General features: G+C 65.8%; 17 protein-coding genes. 9 read left to right on the forward strand and 8 right to left on the reverse strand.

Annotated features, from left to right (window positions below; translation table 11 throughout):
• Positions 1–12 precede the first annotated feature (12 nt).
• Both NJG22_RS13790 and NJG22_RS13795 read right to left on the reverse strand, forming a co-directional pair.
• Positions 13–903 carry a DUF2950 domain-containing protein gene (locus NJG22_RS13790; protein ID WP_253095224.1) on the reverse strand — a complete coding sequence of 297 codons (891 nt, stop codon included), beginning with the start codon at positions 901–903 and terminating at the stop codon, positions 13–15.
• Positions 900–2,252 carry a DUF3300 domain-containing protein gene (locus tag NJG22_RS13795; protein ID WP_253095225.1) on the reverse strand — a complete coding sequence of 451 codons (1,353 nt, stop codon included), beginning with the start codon at positions 2,250–2,252 and terminating at the stop codon, positions 900–902. Before NJG22_RS13795 ends, NJG22_RS13790 begins: the two co-directional genes overlap by 4 nt.
• Before the next feature lie 375 nt (positions 2,253–2,627).
• On the opposite strand from NJG22_RS13795, the gene NJG22_RS13800 reads away from it, so the two are divergent.
• Entirely contained in the window at positions 2,628–3,107 is a 480-nt protein-coding gene (locus NJG22_RS13800) for an isochorismatase family protein (RefSeq protein WP_253095226.1), read from the forward strand.
• On the opposite strand, the gene NJG22_RS13805 is transcribed toward NJG22_RS13800, so the two are convergent.
• Complete coding sequence (locus NJG22_RS13805) at positions 3,097–3,540, reverse strand: YMGG-like glycine zipper-containing protein (RefSeq protein ID WP_217848417.1); 444 nt, start codon at positions 3,538–3,540, stop codon at positions 3,097–3,099. The two genes, NJG22_RS13800 and NJG22_RS13805, sit on opposite strands and share 11 nt — an antisense overlap.
• 329 nt (positions 3,541–3,869) lie before the next feature.
• Between NJG22_RS13805 and NJG22_RS13810 the strand changes: the two genes are divergently transcribed.
• Complete coding sequence (locus tag NJG22_RS13810) at positions 3,870–4,187, forward strand: hypothetical protein (protein ID WP_253095227.1); 318 nt, start codon at positions 3,870–3,872, stop codon at positions 4,185–4,187.
• 59 nt (positions 4,188–4,246) lie between these two features.
• Here NJG22_RS13810 and NJG22_RS13815 read toward each other — a convergent pair whose 3' ends face one another.
• From NJG22_RS13815 to NJG22_RS13825, 3 genes are all read right to left on the reverse strand, one after another.
• Positions 4,247–6,439, reverse strand: coding sequence for an OsmC domain/YcaO domain-containing protein (locus tag NJG22_RS13815; protein ID WP_253095228.1), 2,193 nt, complete (start codon positions 6,437–6,439; stop codon positions 4,247–4,249).
• 102 nt (positions 6,440–6,541) lie between these two features.
• Positions 6,542–6,991 carry a hypothetical protein gene (locus NJG22_RS13820; RefSeq protein ID WP_253095229.1) on the reverse strand — a complete coding sequence of 150 codons (450 nt, stop codon included), beginning with the start codon at positions 6,989–6,991 and terminating at the stop codon, positions 6,542–6,544.
• A gap of 139 nt (positions 6,992–7,130) precedes the next feature.
• Positions 7,131–7,475 carry a hypothetical protein gene (locus tag NJG22_RS13825; protein WP_253095230.1) on the reverse strand — a complete coding sequence of 115 codons (345 nt, stop codon included), beginning with the start codon at positions 7,473–7,475 and terminating at the stop codon, positions 7,131–7,133.
• A 200-nt stretch (positions 7,476–7,675) separates the two neighbouring features.
• On the opposite strand from NJG22_RS13825, the gene NJG22_RS13830 reads away from it, so the two are divergent.
• Both NJG22_RS13830 and NJG22_RS13835 read left to right on the forward strand, forming a co-directional pair.
• A complete protein-coding gene (locus NJG22_RS13830) occupies positions 7,676–8,968 on the forward strand; it encodes an MFS transporter (RefSeq protein ID WP_253095231.1) in 1,293 nt (430 codons plus the stop codon).
• A 9-nt stretch (positions 8,969–8,977) separates the two neighbouring features.
• Entirely contained in the window at positions 8,978–9,751 is a 774-nt protein-coding gene (locus NJG22_RS13835; RefSeq protein ID WP_253095233.1) for a substrate-binding domain-containing protein, read from the forward strand.
• On the opposite strand, the gene NJG22_RS13840 is transcribed toward NJG22_RS13835, so the two are convergent.
• Both NJG22_RS13840 and NJG22_RS13845 read right to left on the reverse strand, forming a co-directional pair.
• The gene (locus tag NJG22_RS13840) at positions 9,737–10,645 is read right to left on the reverse strand and encodes a LysR family transcriptional regulator (protein ID WP_253095235.1); all 909 of its coding nucleotides are present in this window, start codon (positions 10,643–10,645) and stop codon (positions 9,737–9,739) included. The two genes, NJG22_RS13835 and NJG22_RS13840, sit on opposite strands and share 15 nt — an antisense overlap.
• A 131-nt stretch (positions 10,646–10,776) precedes the next feature.
• The gene (locus tag NJG22_RS13845; RefSeq protein WP_253095237.1) at positions 10,777–10,971 is read right to left on the reverse strand and encodes a DUF1289 domain-containing protein; all 195 of its coding nucleotides are present in this window, start codon (positions 10,969–10,971) and stop codon (positions 10,777–10,779) included.
• 171 nt (positions 10,972–11,142) lie between these two features.
• Between NJG22_RS13845 and NJG22_RS13850 the strand changes: the two genes are divergently transcribed.
• From NJG22_RS13850 to NJG22_RS13870, 5 genes are all read left to right on the forward strand, one after another.
• On the forward strand, positions 11,143–12,891 hold the full coding sequence (locus NJG22_RS13850; RefSeq protein ID WP_253095239.1) for a S8/S53 family peptidase: 1,749 nt from the start codon (positions 11,143–11,145) through the stop codon (positions 12,889–12,891).
• A 219-nt stretch (positions 12,892–13,110) separates the two neighbouring features.
• Positions 13,111–14,070 (forward strand): toll/interleukin-1 receptor domain-containing protein, encoded by a 960-nt coding sequence (locus NJG22_RS13855; protein WP_253095241.1) that lies wholly within the window; start codon positions 13,111–13,113, stop codon positions 14,068–14,070.
• A gap of 35 nt (positions 14,071–14,105) precedes the next feature.
• Complete coding sequence (locus NJG22_RS13860) at positions 14,106–14,570, forward strand: VOC family protein (protein ID WP_253095243.1); 465 nt, start codon at positions 14,106–14,108, stop codon at positions 14,568–14,570.
• An 83-nt stretch (positions 14,571–14,653) separates the two neighbouring features.
• Positions 14,654–15,193, forward strand: coding sequence for a hypothetical protein (locus NJG22_RS13865; RefSeq protein ID WP_253095245.1), 540 nt, complete (start codon positions 14,654–14,656; stop codon positions 15,191–15,193).
• 47 nt (positions 15,194–15,240) lie between these two features.
• On the forward strand, positions 15,241–16,251 hold the full coding sequence (locus NJG22_RS13870; RefSeq protein ID WP_253095247.1) for a DUF1176 domain-containing protein: 1,011 nt from the start codon (positions 15,241–15,243) through the stop codon (positions 16,249–16,251).
• Positions 16,252–16,343 lie beyond the last annotated feature (92 nt).

The raw sequence follows: 16,343 nt of genomic DNA on the forward strand, positions 1-16,343 counted from the left end.
AAGGCCGCGCCCCTACTCGGCGCCGAGCGCCACCGCCTGCCAGCTGCTGTCCGGGTCGAAGCGCTGCATCGCCCGGGCCGCCTGCTCGCCGTCAGGGCCGAGGTCCTTTTCGAACACCTGCCCCTCGTGGCTGATCATGAAGCTCATCACCCCGCTGTCGGCGTAACGCGCAGGCCAGGCGACCAAGGCGAAACCACGCACCATGCGCTCGCCGATCAGGTAGTCGTAGGCGCCACCGGGCGCCGAAGGGCCTTGGGCGTCGAGGATGCGAAAGTGATAGCCGTACCAGTCTTCACCGCCCTTCTCCTCGCCGAACAACGGGCCCAGCGGGCTGATCTGGCCATCGCGCTCATCGGCCCAGTACAGGCCGTCATGCTCGCCGGGGGTGCTGAAGATTCGCCGGGCATACTCCAGGGCACCATTGCCGTTGCGGTCCTGGCTGGCGTACTCCATTTGCGCGTCATGGTAGGCGAGCAGCGACTGCAGCACCGCCAGCTCGTTGCGACCGATGCGCCGGGCGCGGATCTCGGCGCTGCCGGCCTTGAGGTCGAAATGCCAACCGTTGGCGCCCTGGCTCAGGGGAATCGGCAGCGTCCACCGCTCGTGGCCCACCGCCAGCAACGCACGGTGTTCGCCGCTCAGCTGCAGGCGATGCTGCTCGCGGTACTGCGCCAGGAAGGTATCGACATCGCGGCGCTGCACGCCGCCTCGGGGGATATAGGTGCGCCAGTCATCGCCCAGCAACTGGCTGAAGCGCGCCTCGTCGGGCGGCTCGGTGGCCAGCGCGGCGACGAAGGCCTCGACCGCCTGGCCGGGGCTGGCGAACATTTCCTGCGCCGGCAACAGGCTTGGCCAGGCCAGGCCTGCCGCCAGCAACCAGGCGATCGGTAGATGGTTGTTCATCGACGGCCCCCTCCCCGTTGGCGCATGCCCGCCCCTGACGGCCGCGACACCGGCTGCCCCATCGCCCGTGAGGGCGTGGCGCGCTGGGCGAAGGCCTGGCTGCTGCGGCCACGGTCGGCCTGGGCGCGGCTACCGGCCGGCGCACGCACGCCCGCGAAGGCATTGTTGCGCGCCCGCCCGGCATTCTGGCGTTGCTGGGCCAGCGGCTGGCGAGCCTGGCCATCGCGCGGGCCCCGTTGGCCCGGCCGCTGCGCCGCCCTTGGGTTGTCGCGCTCGGCCTGGGCCTGGCGCACCCGGTCGCGGGCCTGCAGGTTGCTGGTGGCGGGCCGTTCGAGGCCATGCCGGTCCATGGAGTCCAGGGCCTGCTGCCGGGCCCGGGCGCGCTGGGCATCGTCGCCACGATAGGCCGCGCGCTGGCGCGCTCCGTCGAGCTGGCGGCCGTACTGCGCGCGGCTGCGGGCATCGCGATAGGGCACGCCGTCGCGGTGCACGGCGTTGTGCTGCCATTTGTTCTGGGTGTTGCCGATGCGGTTGTTGGCGTTGATGTTGTTGTAGCGGTTGACGTCGATGTCGATGTCGTTGTCATGCCAGTCGCAGTTGCCCCACAGCGATCCGATGATCGCCACCCCCGTGCCGAACGCCAGCCCGGCCAACAGCGCCGACCCCGGGTAATAGGCCGGCGGCGGCGGATAATAGGCCGGTGGCGAGGCCGGATAGGACCAGGTGCCGTAAACCGTGGTCGGGTTGTAGGCCGGGACGTAGACCGTCTGCGGGTCGGCGGGCTGGATGATGATGGTCGAGTTGCTGGCCGCCGGCGGTGGCTGGGTGGTGGCCGGTGGCGGCGCCTGCACGGTGACGCTCTGGTACGGGTTGCTTTGCAGGTTGCCGGCGACCTGGGCCTTGTGGCGCAGGCGCTGCACCGCGTTCATCAGGTCGTCCGGCTGGGCCAGGAAGGCATCGCCCAGGCGCTGCACCCAGACCGGGTCCTGGGCGAGCACGGCCAGCACCTGGGGAAACGCCACCAGCGCCTGCACGCTGGGGTCCCAGGGTTGCCCGGCAACCTGCTTGACCGCGGCGTCGCCCTTGGCGTCGGGGTTGGCCTTGGACCAGTTGGCCGCCTCGGCGACCTCGCCTGGGTAGGTGCTGGCCATCAGCACCTGGGCCAGCAAGGGGTCGGGATAGAGCGCGACGGGCGCGGCCATCTGGTCGAGTTGCGCCTGGTCGAACACGCGGTCCTGGGTGCTGGCCGCGTCGGGGCCGGGCGGCCCTGGGTCTGGGGTTTGCGCCAGCACGGGCGCTCCCTGCAGAAATAGCATCACTGCCAGAACGCATGAGAGTCGCGTGCGCATGCGCACCTCCCGATAGGGTCGTACCGCGCGATGAGGGTTTAGCCTGGGAGGTGAACGCTGGACAGCGAGCGACGGATTTCAGCCTCGGTGCTGAGGCTCAAGGGTAGCAGAGGGTGGCCGGAATGTTGGCGTTCAGAGGTGCCCGCCGTTCGCCATGCAGCGCCCATCAGATCGAGCGCCGCCCGCGCGGCGCAGCGCGGATGAATCCGCCCCACATTTGTTGCAACGTGGCCATGCCTGGTAGGTCCTGGTTGTTAGCCTGGTGGACACGACGGGCAAGGTGCTGGAGCGCCAGCAGGCCGACCCCATGGGTGCCACGACAGCCGGGCACGACGGTATACTCGCCGGCCCTTAAACCTGGTCCGAGAACCCGCCATGCACCAAGTCCTGCTCATCGTCGACGTGCAGTCCACCTTCAGCCCTTCCGAGAAGCTGGTCGATGGCATCCGCGTCCTCTCGGCCCACATCCCCACCCTCGCCTCGATCGAGCTGCATGACGAGCAGGTCACCCCGTTCCAGCGCCAGCTCGGCTGGCACCCAGCCCGCGAGGACGTGGCCCTGGTCGAGGCCGACAAGGTGTTCGTCAAGCACGGCTACGGCCAAAGCGCCGAGGCCCTCGCCTACATCAAGGGCCTGGGCGTCGAGCGCGTGCTGGTGTGCGGGCTGCAGACCGAAACCTGCGTGCTGGCCGCAGGCTTCGCCCTGTTCGACGCCGGCCTGTGCCCGACCCTGGTCAGCGACCTGACCATGGGTTCGTCGCTGGACCGCTCCGGCCTGCTGGGCATCGACCTGTGGAAGCACCACTTCGGCAAGGTCACCACTGCCGCCGAGGTCCTGGCCGAGCTCAAGGGCTGACCTGGTAACCCCGCCCCTGCAAGCAGCCGCTGTAGGCGCTGGCCTGGGCCTCGTCCTGGCCGCGGCGGTCTTGCCGGCGCTCCTGGCGCTGGCGCATGCCGCCCACCGCGGCGCCGGCCGCCGCCACCTCGCCGGCGCGGTTCTGCCGGTACTGCTGCTTGGCATCGTCGCTGGCCCGGTCATAGACCGCCTCATGCTGGTTGCCCCGCACCTGGGCGCCGGCCGCGCCCGCTACCGCCCCGGCCGCGGCGCCCTTGACCCGGCCACCGACATGCGGGTCGCTGCTGCTCGAACTGCTGGCGAGGCTGTTGCAATCGGCCATGTCCTGCTGCAACTGCTGGCTGCTCTGGCCCTTGAGCGGGGTGACGGTCTGCGCCAGCACCGGCGTGGCCAGCACCAGCAACAGCAATGAACCCCGTGTGAACGTGCCCATGATCCACCTCCATCGGCTGAATGCCCCGCCTCACAGCATAGATGCGCCAGGCGCACGCAGCACCCGGGCCGCCTGCCGCTCAGCCATGCTAAGGTGCCCCGCCATCCGCCCCTGGCGGGCCACGTTGCCAGAGCCCTTTCAAGCTATTTGGGTGAGAGGGTTATTGGCAGCCTCCCCGCGGTCAAAAACCCTCACGTCCCAGCTCCCCTGCGAGCGACGCCCCAAAGGCAATGCAGCTTTTTTCGCTGCATTTCCCCACGCCCCCTTCCGTTACGCGGCAAAACGCAGGAGAGTAACCGGGTGTTCCCGCAAAGAAACGGAGATTCGCCTTGACTACCGATCGCCTGAGCCTGCTCCAGTTCGAGCACCTCAGCCTGAAACCCGCCGCCGCCAAACAGTTCGCCCTCTCATTGACGGCCCTCGAACAGCTGGCACTCCCCGAGCGCTACGCCTATCGCGCTGCCCACTACCTGGGCGACATGGCCGAAGCGGAAAACCACCAGCAGCTGGCTGAGGCCAAGGCGCAAAGCATCGGCTTCAGCCAAGGCCTGCTGACGGCCGCCGTCATCGAGAACACGTTGGCGAAAAAGCTGAACGAGGTCTTCGACGACGCCTGCACCCGCGCCCAGGCGCAGTTGCCGCAATAACGGCATTCGCACGAAGGGCCGCACAAGCGGCCCTTCGTGGTTTGCAGTGGAGCCTGTGGTTACAGCCCTGCCGCCTTCGCCCGCGCGGCATGCAGTTTCTTGTAGCTCTGCACCAGGCGCAGGTGACGGTCCAGCCCTTCGAGCTTCATGCTGGTCGGGGTCAGGCCATGGAAGCGCACGCTGCCGTCCACCGAGCCGAGCACCGCGTCCATCCGCTCGTTGCCGAACATGCGACGCAAATTCGCCTCGTAGTCGGCCATCTCCAGCTCATCGTCCAGCACCACTTCCAGCACCACGTTCAGCGCCTGGTAGAACAACCCACGCTCGACGGTGTTGTCGTTGAACTGCAGGAACATCTCCACCAGCTCCTTGGCCTCGTCGAAACGCTGCAACGCCAGGTGCACCAGCAGCTTCAACTCGAGGATGGTCAACTGGCCCCACACCGTGTTGTCGTCGAATTCGACGCCGATCAGCGTGGTGATGGTGGTGTAGTCGTCCACCTCGGCGTTGTCCAGGCGCTTGAGCAGCAGCTTGAGCGAGCGGTTGTCGAGGCTGTGCAGGTTGAGGATGTCGGCACGGAAATTCAGGGCGCGGTTGGTGTTGTCCCAGATCAGGTCTTCGACCGGGTAGATCTCCGAGTAGCCCGGCACCAGGATGCGGCAGGCGGTGGCACCGAGGTCGTCGTAGACGGCCATGTACACCTCCTTGCCCAGCGCCTCGAGGATGCCGAACAAGGTCTGGGCCTCCTGCGCGTTGGAGTCCTCGCCGTGGCCGGAAAAGTCCCATTCGACGAACTCGAAATCGGCCTTGGCGCTGAAGAAGCGCCACGACACCACGCCGCTGGAGTCGATGAAGTGCTCGACGAAGTTGTTCGGCTCGGTCAGCGCGTGGCTTTCGAAGGTCGGCTGCGGCAGGTCGTTCAGGCCCTCGAAGCTGCGGCCCTGGAGCAATTCGGTGAGGCTGCGCTCCAGCGCCACCTCGAAGCTTGGGTGGGCACCGAACGAGGCGAAAACGCCACCGGTGCGCGGGTTCATCAGGGTCACGCACATCACCGGGAACTCACCGCCCAGCGAGGCGTCCTTGACCAGCACCGGGAAGCCCTGCTCCTCCAGCCCCTGGATGCCGGCGACGATGCCCGGGTACTTGGCCAGCACCGCCTGCGGCACGTCCGGCAGGCACAGCTCGCCTTCGAGGATCTCGCGCTTGACCGCCCGTTCGAAGATCTCCGACAGGCACTGCACCTGGGCCTCGGGCAAGGTGTTGCCGGCGCTCATGCCATTGCTCAGGTAGAGGTTCTCGATCAGGTTGGACGGGAAGTACACCGTCTGGCCGTCGGACTGGCGCACGAACGGCAGCGAGCAGATGCCCCGCTCCTTGTTGCCCGAATTGGTGTCGTACAGGTGCGAACCACGTAGCTCACCGTCCGGGTTGAAGATTTCCAGGCAGTATTCGTCGAGGATCTCGGCCGGCAGCGCATCCTTGGGCCCGGGCTTGAACCACTGCTCGTTCGGGTAGTGCACGAACGGCGCGTTGGCGATCTCCTCGCCCCAGAACTGGTCGTTGTAGAAGAAGTTGCAGTTCAGTCGCTCGATGAACTCGCCCAGCGCCGAGGCCAGCGCCGCTTCCTTGGTGGCGCCCTTGCCATTGGTGAAGCACATCGGCGACTGCGCGTCGCGCAGGTGCAGCGACCAGACGTTGGGCACGATGTTGCGCCACGAGGCGATCTCGATCTTCATCCCCAGGTTGGCCAGCAGCGCCGACAGGTTGGCGATGGTCTGCTCCAGCGGCAAGTCCTTGCCGGGGATGTAGGTGGCGCTGTCGGACATCGGCATCAGCAACCCCTGGGCGTCGGCGTCGAGGTTGGCGACCTGCTCGATGACGAACTCAGGGCCGGTCTGCACCACCTTCTTCACCGTGCAGCGGTCGATGGAGCGCAGGATGCCCTGGCGGTCCTTCTCGCTGATGTCCTCGGGCAGTTCGACCTGGATCTTGAAGATCTGCTTGTAGCGGTTCTCGGGGTCGACGATGTTGTTCTGCGACAGGCGGATATTGTCGGTGGGGATGTCGCGGGTCTGGCAGTACAGCTTGACGAAATACGCCGCGCACAGCGCCGACGAGGCCAGGAAGTAGTCGAACGGCCCCGGCGCCGAGCCGTCGCCCTTGTAACGGATCGGCTGGTCGGCGATCACCGTGAAGTCGTCGAACTTGGCCTCCAGACGGAGGTTGTCGAGAAAATTGACCTTGATTTCCATGCGCGGGGTACCAGAAAGCGGGCGGGACGGATAAATGGCCGGCATTATCCGGGATTTTTGCCGGCAAGTGTTGCCGTCAGGCTGTAAGGCCAGCCAATCGCCTCAGCCCAGGGCTGGGTGACGGCGTTGCCTGGCGCCCAGCAGCAACAGGGCAAATGCCACGCTGCCCAGCAGCGGCCACCCCAGCAGGATCAGTTCATGCTGCTCGAGCCTGGGCAACCAGCCCAGGAACACCAGGTTTGCCGTAGTGCCGCAGGCCAGGCCAAGCCAGGCAGAACGTGCCCACGCCGGTGCTCGGGTACTGCGCAGAAAGTGTCGGTAAAGCCGACCTCCGGCCCTGAGGCCGAGCAAGCCCATGGCCACCACGACAACCGCGCCCAAACGGGCAAGGTGATACGCCCAAGGATCATCGAGCCGCTCGAAGGACATGGCCGGGATGATGATCATGGCCGCCAGGCAGGCATAGCCTGCGAGCAGCATGACGGGGAGCACCACCACCAGCCCCAGGGCCCAAAGCAGCATTTTTCTCAGTAGCGAAGGGGTATCGTTCACTGCAACCGTCCTTGTCATCTGCACATCACCTGCGCCGCATGGTCATTGGCGGCCGGCGTACACTAGCAGAATCCGCCGCCAGGCACAGGTAGCAATGGCGGCACTGCGGGCACCATGGATAGCACCACAGCCTTGCGCCCTACTCCGCGCGAAAGCTCCAGACGATCTCCACCACCCGCGACGCCAGCACCAGGTAGAGCACGCACAGCAGCACCTGCAGCACGCTGTGGTAAGGCAGCTTGGCCAGCCGGTGCAAGGTATCGCTGATGTTGAGCAGCAACAGCACCGCCGAGACGATGATCAGGCCCCAGCCGGTGAGGCTCGAGGCCCACAGGCCGAGGAGGATCTGGTGATTGCCATGGATGGCCTCGGTGCCGGCGGCGAACAGCAGGCCGCACACCAGCAGGTTCTTGAAATTGTCGAAGACCTTGGTGCTCAGGTCGGCGTCCAGCAGGTCCAGGTATTTGCGCCACAGTTTACGCATTTGCCGCTCTCCACCGGCAGCCAGTGTCTGGGCAAGTCTAGAAGCTATCGCGATAGGCGCCTGGCTGGCTGCCACAACAGGATTGATCGCGAAAGTGCATCAATACATGCAAAAACAACGATTATCCTCGGGCACGCTTTCACCCAGAATCTCCAGTTACAAGCACTTACAAATAAGTTCAAAAAACGCTGGAGAACCCCATGCATCAGCCTGCGCCCCGTGGCCAGTCGAAGGCCGCCCAGGTCTTTCGGGTCACGTCCGGAAACTTCCTCGAACAGTTCGATTTCTTCCTGTTCGGCTTCTATGCCACTTATATTGCCGCCGCCTTCTTCCCTGCCAGCAACGAGTTCGCCGCGCTGATGATGACCTTCGCCGTATTCGGCGCAGGTTTCCTGATGCGACCGCTGGGCGCCGTGCTGCTGGGCGCGTATATCGACAATATCGGCCGGCGCAAGGGCCTGATCGTCACCCTGGGGATCATGGCCAGCGGCACCCTGCTGATCGTGCTGGTGCCCGGCTATGCCAGCATCGGCCTGTGGGCCCCCGCGCTGGTGCTGCTCGGGCGCTTGCTGCAAGGCTTCTCCGCCGGGGCCGAACTCGGCGGCGTGTCGGTGTACCTGGCCGAAATGGCCAGCCCCGGGCACAAGGGCTTCTACGCCAGCTGGCAGTCGGCCAGCCAGCAGGTGGCGATCGTCGTCGCCGCCGCCCTGGGCTTTGCCCTGAACCAATGGCTGGCGCCGGCACAGCTGGCGGACTGGGGTTGGCGCGTGCCGTTCGGCGTGGGCTGCATGATCATCCCGGTGATCTTCCTGCTGCGGCGCAACCTGGCCGAGACCGAGGAGTTCGCCGCGCGCCAGCATCGCCCGGACATGCAGGCCGTGCTGCGCACCCTGCTGGACAACGCCAGCGTGGTGCTGCTGGGCATGCTGATGGTGGCCATGACCACCACCGCCTTCTACATGATCACCGTGTACGCCCCTACCTTTGGCAAGACCGTGCTGCAACTGAGCACCCGCGATGCACTGCTGGTGACCCTGCTGGTGGCGGTATCGAACTTCATCTGGTTGCCCATCGGCGGCACTCTGAGTGATCGTTTCGGACGCAAGCCGCTGCTGCTGGCCATGTCGCTGCTGACCCTGCTGACGGCCTACCCGGCCCTGGAATTCCTGGCTCAGGCGCCGAGCTTCGGGCACATGCTCGAAGTGCTGCTGTGGTTCTCCTGCCTCTATGGGCTGTACAACGGCGCGATGATCCCGGCGCTGACCGAAATCATGCCGGTGCAGGTGCGGGTGGCCGGTTTTTCCCTGGCCTACAGCCTGGCCACCGCGCTGTTTGGTGGCTTCACCCCGGCGATCTCCACCTGGCTGATTCACCTCAGCGGCGACAAGGCTGCGCCAGCCTACTGGATGATGGTCGCCGCCTGCTGCGCGTTCGCCGCCACGCTGGTGCTGTACCGCCGCCTGGCCGTGCGTGCTGCGACCGTGCCGGCCTGAGGAGCGACGATGAAGCCATTGCACAGACTCCTGGCGCTCGCCCTGGCCGTCAGCGCGCCGGGTGGCGTCGCCCTGGCCGCCGACCTCAGGGTGATGACCTCGGGCGGCTTCACCGCCGCCTACCAGCGTCTCGGCCCGCAGTTCGCCGCCGCCAGCGGCAACACCCTGACCACCGTGCTCGGTCCGTCCATGGGCAAGGCGCCGCAGGCGATCCCCAATCGCCTGCAACGGGGCGAGCCCGCCGACGTGGTGATCATGGTCGGCTACGCCCTCGATGAACTGATCCGCCAGGGCAAGGTTGCCGCCGATTCGCGGGTGGAACTGGCCGACTCACGCATCGGCCTGGTGGTGCGGGCCGGCGAACCCAAGCCAGACATCAGCACCACGGCCGCCTTGAAGAAGACCTTGCTGGCCGCCCGTTCGGTGGCCTACTCGGACAGCGCCAGCGGGGTGTATGTCGAGCGTCAGCTGTTCGAAAAGCTCGGCATCCAGGCGCAACTGGCCCCGCGCGGCACGATGATCGAGCGCCTCCCGGTGGCCTCGGTGGTCGCCAAGGGCGATTACCAGATGGGCTTGCAGCAGGTGGCCGAACTGCTGCCGGTGCCCGGCGTGACCTTCGCCGGCAAGCTGCCCGAAGACGTGCAGTCGGTGACCCGTTTCGCCGCCGGCATCCCCACCAGCGCACAGCACCCCGCCGAGGCGCGGCAACTGCTCGACTACCTGGCCTCGCCCCAGGTGCAAGGCACCGTGCAGGCCACCGGCCTGGATTCAGTGCCCCGCTAAAGTGCCCGGCAACTGCCGGATCAAGCGCTCGAACTCGAGCGCCGCGGGCGTCAAGGTGCGCCCGCGGCGCTTGAGCACGCCCATCTGCCGGGTCACCTGCGGCTCCACCAGGGCCACCTGGGCCAGGATCGGGTGCGCGCCCAGCGGCATGGCGATCGACGGCACGGCGGCGATCCCCACCCCCGCCTCGATCAGGCCCAGCAAAGTGGTGACATGCTGCGCCTCGCACAGGCTCTGTTTTTCCACCTGCATGCCCGCCAGGGCGCGGTCCAGCACCAGGCGGTTGCCCGAGGCCTTGCCCAGGGTGATGTAGTCGTGGCTGTAGGCCTCGGCCCAGGTGACCACCGCCTGCCGTGCCAGGGGGTGGTCCTGGCGGCAGGCGATGACATAGCGCTCCTCCAGCAGGGGGCTGAAGGCGATTTCCGGGGCCAGGTTGCCGGTGAAGCTCAGGCCGAAATCCGCCTCGCCCGAGGCCACCGCGGCGCTCACCTCGTTGGCCGAGGCGTCGAGCAGGCTGATCCGCACCTTGGGATACTGGCCATGGAACGCGCGGATCGCGTGGGGCATGAAGTAGTAGGCCGCGGATGGCACGCAGGCGATGGTCAGGGTGCCAGTGCGCAACGCGCCACCGTCGCCGATGCTGAGCAGGGCCAGGTCGAGGTCATCGAGCAGGCGTTCGACCTGGGGCAGGAAGGCCCGGCCGACATTGGTCAGCGCAACCTTGCGGGTGGTGCGTTCGAATAGCTTCACCCCCAGGGCGGTTTCGAGCTTGTCGATGCGTCGGCTCAGGGCCGACTGGGTGATGCGCACGGTATCGGCGGCGCGGCGGAAGCTGCCTTGCTCGACGACGGCGCGGAAGGCCTTGAGGTCGTTCAGGTCGAAGTTGATGCTCACCCTGGGGCTCCACGGCTTTGATCGAAGGTGTGCATCAATGGTATTGGCAATTGGTTCGCTACAACAGAGGCAGCGCTCGATCTCATAGGCGCCACATCCCTCACGGCGAACACCCTCCGCCCATCAGCCCACTACCCACCCCGCCGAGCATGCTTCTTAACCACCGCCTTCAACCGCACCGCCGCCCGCTGCACCGTGGCCATCTTCTCCGGGCGCTTCATCCCCCGCCACTTGCGAATTTCCTCGCGGGTACGCCCGCAACTCACACACAGCTCGCTGTTGAGCTGGCAGAGTGAAACGCAGGGGTTGTCGATATCTTTGGCCATGGGCAGCTCCAGTCAGGGACACGCAGGATACTGCAATCGCACTCACTTGGCCGCAGAACAGGCGCGCCAGGCCCCTCACCCCCAAGCCAACTGCCCTTCTGCCAAACCAGCTGAACGAAACCCTTGCCACGGCGGTCGCAACAGCAGTGCCACCGGCAAGGAAACCCACCCATGCCCTTACGTTGCGCAGCCCTCGCCGCCCTGATCTGCCTGCCCGGCTTCGCCGCCGCCGAAGCACCACTGCGTGTTGAACGTCTGCAGCGCTGCGCCGACCTGCTGCAAAGCCAGACGCAGGACTGGTGCCTGAGCGTGCGCGGGATGCGTGGGCAAACGCCGCAACTGCGCCTGGGCGATGCGGCGCTGCCCGCCGAAAGCGTGCAGCGCCAGGGCGATACGCTGCGCCTGCGCCTGGACGCCAGGCAGCACAGCAGCGCACCGCTATGGCTGATCGACGACGAACGCGTCAGCAACGCGGTCTGGCTGAGCCTGCGCAACAACCATGTGTTGGCTGCCGGGCCACACGAGGTGGCAACGAACATGGACGGCCTCAGCACCTATGTCGACCTGGTCAGCCTGTTGATCGAGGAACATCACGATGGCCGCCGCGAAGCCGAGCGCCTGGCGGCCAAGTACGGCGCGCAGGTGGTAGGCAGCATCGCACCGCTCAATCTGTATCAACTGCGCTTGCCTGCCCGTGACCTGCTGCAGCGCGACGCGCTGGTGCTGCGCCTGGGCAGCGAGACCGGCGTCGACGCGGTGGTGGTCGAGGAATCGGCGGCCGAGGAAGCCGCGCCCGCGACGCAAACGAACAAGCCGCCAGCGGACTCGGACGAATGGGCGGCAAACCGCTTCCTGGATGCCGTGCACTATTACCGTGAACGGGTCCCCGCGCCGCAAGCAGGCCTGCTGGCGCAACCGATACGTATCGGCGTGATCGAGCGCGACGTCGACTTCGACAGTGCCGACTTCGCCGACTACCTGGGCGAGTGCGCGCCGCCGCGTACTTGTGTGTATGCCCGCGACGCCGGCCGCCCGGACGGTCACGGCACCACGGTGGCCGGTGTCCTCGCCGCCGCCTGGGACCAAGGCGGCAACACCGGTTTGCTGCGTGGCCTGGACAAGCACAGCGGCGGCTTCGAAGTCATCGTCGAGCGCAACAGCGATGCCGGCATCACCGCCAACATCGCAGCGTCGGTCAACCTGGTGCAGGACGGCGCGCGGGTACTCAACTGGAGTTGGGGCATCCACCGTGTCGGGGCCCGCGATGTACAGGGCGACACGGTAGATTCGCTGTTGCGCTCGAACATCGCCATGAGCGGCTACGAGGAATTGCTCGAGGAGTTCTTCTTGTGGCTGCGCAAGGCCCACCCCGACGTGGTGGTGGTCAACTCGGCAGGCAATGGCGCGTCTTTCTCGGGGCGCGATGAATATCGCCTGCCCTCCTCGTTCGTCACCGAGCAACTGCTGGTCGTCGGTGGCCACCAGCGCAACAGCGAGCACGGCCTCGCGGTCGCGGACCCGGCCTATGCGGTGAAACGCCAGCGCTCGAACATCGACAGGCGGGTGGACATCACCGCCGCCGCCTGCGCCCAGGCCTCGACGCGCCAGCGCGGCGAACAAGGCGCGGTGCACTGCGGCACCTCCTATGCCACGCCCATGGTCGCCGGCCTGGTGGCGGCCATGCTGTCGATCAACCCGCAACTGCAACCCGAACAGCTGCGCATGCTGCTGCGCCGCAGCGCCATGAGCATCGGCGACAGCCACGATTTCGAAGCCATGGATGCCGAGGACCTGACCGCGCCGATCCTGCCCTCGGAGCGGGGCTACCAGCTGGATGACAGCGCCGTGGGGCGTTCGGCGCGGCTGGATATGCGCCAGGCGCTGGACCTGGCGGTACAGAGCCGCGAGCGGGTGCGTTGATTGAACTGCCTCACCAACGATCGAACACCCGCATGCCCCTATCCTCACGCTGGACAGGCTGTTGACTGCCCCGTATGGTGGCCAACTGACACTTAGCTGCAGCTACGGCGTGCAATCGCTCGGCCAGACATTTTCCATGAACAAGGACGTTTCATCCGACCCGCCTGTAAACCGTCGTCCGGAAGAATCGAGCCATCACGATCAGGTTCTCAACACGCTATGGCAAGCATCTATATTTCCTACCAACGAGCTGACGAAGTTTTCGTCAGGGACCTCGCCAAGCGCCTAGCAACACTGGGCCATACGCTCAGTTACGATCTCGACTCGCTCGTTGCCGGTACCGATTGGCGCGCAACGCTGACACATCGGCTGAAAGCGGCTGAGATTTTTATCGTTGTGATATCGAAACATACTGAAAACTCGAAGTACGTGCTGACCGAAGTAGGGGCGGCCCGGGCCTATGCTTCTGAAACGGGCAGAATGCTCATCATACCAGTGATCATTGATAACACCCCGCCGCCACTGGCGCTTCAGGATATCCACGCCATCATCCAGCCCAACCAGGATCTGGACGCTATTTGCGGGCAGGTGACAACGGCGGTCCAGGCTTTTAGCGAGCGACGCAAGGAGCTGGAAAAGGAAGCCGAACAGGTGGCTACCGCGCTGAAAATCAACGCGGCCGATTACATCAAGGTCGCCATCGACTCGCTTAAAACGCTAGAGCGGCGGGATCGATGGCTGGGCTACGGCTGGTACTGCATCGGCTTTCTATCACTGATCGCCGGTATCGGTTTTGGCATTTACAACCTCACTCACATCGACCAGCAGGCCCAGATTCTGCTGACCGTCCTGATCTTGATAACACTCAAGGCGCTCCTCGTTATCGGCCTTCTGGGGGCGTGCGCCAAATATGCATTCACCCTCGGCAAGTCTTACGCCAGCGAAGCGCTGAAATGCTCGGATAGAATTCATGCGATTCGATTCGGCGACTTCTACCTGAATGCATTCGGCGCAAAAACCCAATGGAGTGAATTGAAGGAAGTGTTCCAGCACTGGAATATTGATCGGTCTTCCTCCTTTGCCAGTCTGGACACCTCCTCGTTCGATCCAAAATTCGTTGAGTCATTCGTGGAATTCGCCAAGCTTTTTCCCAACAAGGGGGCAGGCAAACAAAGCTAGCGTTTGCATACTGAGCGCCCTTCAGGAGCCCTGCCATGCAGCTCAAGTTCAGCCATGTGGATGTACTGGTCGCCCAGCTCGAAACCGCCTGCGCCTACTACCAGCAGATTCTCGGTGCCCAGATCTCCACCGTCCAGGTCTGGGAACGTCGCGGCCTGCAGGTGCGCTACGCGGTGGCGCGCCTGGGCCAGGAGCGCTTCATGCTGGTCCAGCCGCTGGCCGGCAACCTCAAGACCCTGCTCGACCAGCACGGCGAGGGCATGATCTACCGCCACTGCTATTCGACCCCGGACATCGAGCTGGCCTACGACCAACTGCTGGCTGCCGGCGTGCAGCCCGAGGACGAGAACGGCCAGCCCCTGGCCCGCGCCGACCTGCAATCGCCGGCCGGCGCGCGCATCCTCTGGCTGCCCAAGCGCTTCGGGCATTTTTCCATCGAGATCCTCGAGCAGCAGTCCATCGAACGCTTTATCGAGGACGTGTTCGCCAGCCCGACCTAGTCGCCTTTGCCTTTCGGCACACGACAAGCCCCATGGGATTGGTGATACTGCACGCCGCCATCCCCCCGAAAAGGACTTCGTCAATGAAGCGACTGCTCGCTTTGACCCTGCTCACCCTGGCCCTAAGCGGCTGCGACAAGGCCGAACAGGCCACTGCGCTCACCGGCCAATGCGCCAAGGACACTGACTGCAAGGGTGAACGAATCCCTGCGGCACCGAGCGTGACCTATGCGCCATTGCCCGTCAGCGATGCCGGTACCGGGCCGTTCACCTTGCAGCAGATGGGCACGGGCAGCGCATTGAACTACCCGTCCCGTGCCGGCGTGGTAAACCTCATGGCGGCCATCGTCGAAGAGCCTGAATACACGGGGTACGTCACCCTCGAAAAAGCCTACGCATTCGGCCCCTCCCGCTATGTGCTGGTGATATCCACCGGCGAGGGCGGTAATGCCTGCCCCGCCTCCACCTACGTATTCAGCTTCGATAGCAGCGCCGAACAGGTCGATGGCAAGCAGCAGGTGGACGGCTGCTCGGAAATGGTCGAGAGCCTGGCCGAAGGCAACACCCTGACGATCAAGAAAGAGGGCTCGGCAAGCGTGGTGTATAACGGCCAGGTGAAGTGACAGTGCCAGGACATTTGCTCAAGGCCTGTGCGTTGCGCGGAGCACGGATGAAACTGCACGCGCTGTGCTGGCCCCTGTTGCTGCTCGGCACCCTTGCCCAGGCCCAGGTGCCCAGGGAGGGCGTCGAGTTCTCCCACAAGGATTGGGACCTGGTGTGTTTCAGGACCGGCACCTGCGTGGCCATGGGTTATTCAGCCGGCGACAGCCTCGACGGCATCAGCCTGGCGCTCAATCGCCAAGCCGGCCCGCGCACGCCCTTCAGCGCCAACCTGCTGTTCGCCGACCTGGCCGGCGACCCACCGACCAGCCCGGTCAGCCTGGTGCTGGACGATGAACTGGTCGGCTCGGCGACGGAGCATGGCCCGCGGGACTTCGTGCTCGACGAGTACGCCAGCCGACGCCTGGTCGATGCCCTGGCGGGCAACACCAGGATCCGCTTCGTCGATGCGCTCGGGCACGCCTGGCCCTTGTCCGGGGCGGGCGCGACCGCCGCGCTGCTGAAGATGGACGAACTGCAGGAGCGCCTTGGCACCCCTAGCGCCGCGGTCAGGCGCGGTGACGAGGACGAAGACCTGGTGCCGGGGCCCGAGCGTGCCTCGCCGCCCATCAGCCATCCGCCACTGGTCGACACCCGCCTCGTAGATGCCCGCCTGGCCGACGACCCGGCGCTGCGCCAAGCTTTGGCCAGCGCGCTGTCACCCCATCAGCCCTGCCCCGACCTGCACGCCGGCCCCCTGGTGATCGAACGGCTGGATGAACACCGGCTGCTGGTCAGCACGCAATGCGCGGCCAACAGCTACAACACCGCGACCGGGTTCTGGGTCGCCGAGGACCGGCCACCCTACCTGGCCCGCCTGGTGACCGAGGCCGGCAGCCGCTTCGACCGCGCGCGGGCCACCCTTGCTTCCTGGCAGATGCAAAGCCCGCGCGGCGACTGCATGAAGCGGGCGTTCTGGACCTGGGACGGCACACGCTTCGTGCTGACCTACCGGGCCGGCTATGTGCGCTGCCGGGGGTTCAGGGACGGTGCCTGGACCGTGCCCAGCTATGTGAATTGAGGCGCTTGGCACCGGCTATGCTGGTGTTCGCCGGCAAGGCCGGCGCCTACAGGCGCCGACACGACAAAGGGGAGCGCTTCCTTGCGCTCCCC

This window comes from Pseudomonas sp. VA159-2 (assembly GCF_024126635.1).
GTDB lineage: Bacteria > Pseudomonadota > Gammaproteobacteria > Pseudomonadales > Pseudomonadaceae > Aquipseudomonas > Aquipseudomonas muyukensis.